The following is a 1305-nucleotide window of genomic DNA, read 5'->3' as shown; positions in this document are numbered from 1 at the left end:
GTTAAGAAGATATTAAAACAGCATTAAAAAATAGGATGAAAATAAGATTAAAAAATCACGCAACCGAAAATATCCTCAGAGCGCAAGGGACTAAAATTAAATCAGGCGAGGTGTATTTAGAACGCCTAAAAAAGAAACAGAAGAGTTGCTAAAAGCCCTTCGTAGGATCCCTATAAGCCTTGCAGAGATCTATTGGTTCTTTAGCTCTCTTTTAGAGCCTGCGTGGGGCAAAGGCCGGGGTGCTGCCTCGCCCTGTCGATAGATTATCAGGCGTAATAGCCGGGAGGATTGTTATGGTTGCCAGTGTGCAGCGTTCTGTAGCATCACCTACAGAATTGAAGGCGGAACCAAGGACAGGATCCAACGCAGCCGGTCAAAAAGTTTTGAGCGATTTTGCGCCGGGATCCTGGCAGCGCTGCATCGATGTCAGAGACTTTATTCAACGGAATTACACCCCCTACACCGGTGATGAAACCTTCTTAGCTGCAGCCACCGAGCGCACCCAGCGGCTGTGGGCCAAGGTCAAGGATTTGATGGCTCTGGAGCGAGAGCGAGGGATCCTAGATGCCGATACTGCCGTTCCCTCTACCATCACCAGCCACGCCCCTGGCTATATCGACCCAGAGCTGGAACAAATTGTGGGGCTGCAGACGGACAAACCCCTGAAGCGGGCCATCATGCCCTTTGGCGGCATCCGCGTGGTGGAGTCTTCCCTCAAAGCCTATGGCTACGAGCTGGATCCCCGCACCAAGGAAATTTTTACCCAGTACCGCAAAACCCACAACGACGGCGTTTTCGATGCCTACACCGAAGAGATGCGCCGCTGCCGTCGCTCCGGGATCATCACCGGCCTGCCCGATGCCTACGGTCGGGGTCGCATCATTGGGGACTACCGGCGGGTGGCCCTCTACGGGGTGGATCGGCTCATCGAAGACAAGCAGGCCCAAAAAGCCAGTCTAGACCTGGACACGATGGACGAAGAGACCATCCGCCTGCGGGAGGAGCTCTCCGAGCAGATTAAGGCCCTACAAGAGCTGAAAGAGATGGGATCCCGCTACGGGTTTGACCTGGGCCGTCCGGCAGCCAACGCCCGCGAAGCCATCCAATGGCTGTACCTGGCCTACCTGGCAGCCGTCAAGGAGCAAAACGGGGCGGCCATGTCCTTGGGGCGGGTGTCCACCTTCCTGGACATCTACATCGAGCGGGATCTGCAGGCCGGGATCCTCACCGAGGAAGAGGCCCAGGAGCTCATTGACCACTTTGTTATGAAGCTGCGCATGGTCAGGTTTTTGCGCACGCCCGAGT

General features: G+C 55.3%; 1 protein-coding gene. It reads left to right on the top strand.

Annotated elements, in window-relative coordinates; all coding sequences use genetic code 11:
• Nucleotides 1-293 precede the first annotated feature (293 nt).
• Nucleotides 294-1305, top strand: a 1012-nt coding sequence (locus tag NW856_RS07495) for a pyruvate formate lyase family protein (RefSeq protein WP_414399692.1), incomplete at its 3' end; no start/stop codon positions are given.

Source organism: Synechococcus sp. R3-13 (assembly GCF_047462195.1).
Lineage (GTDB): Bacteria > Cyanobacteriota > Cyanobacteriia > Thermostichales > Thermostichaceae > Thermostichus.
This window is presented reverse-complemented; position numbering and strand designations above follow the sequence as displayed.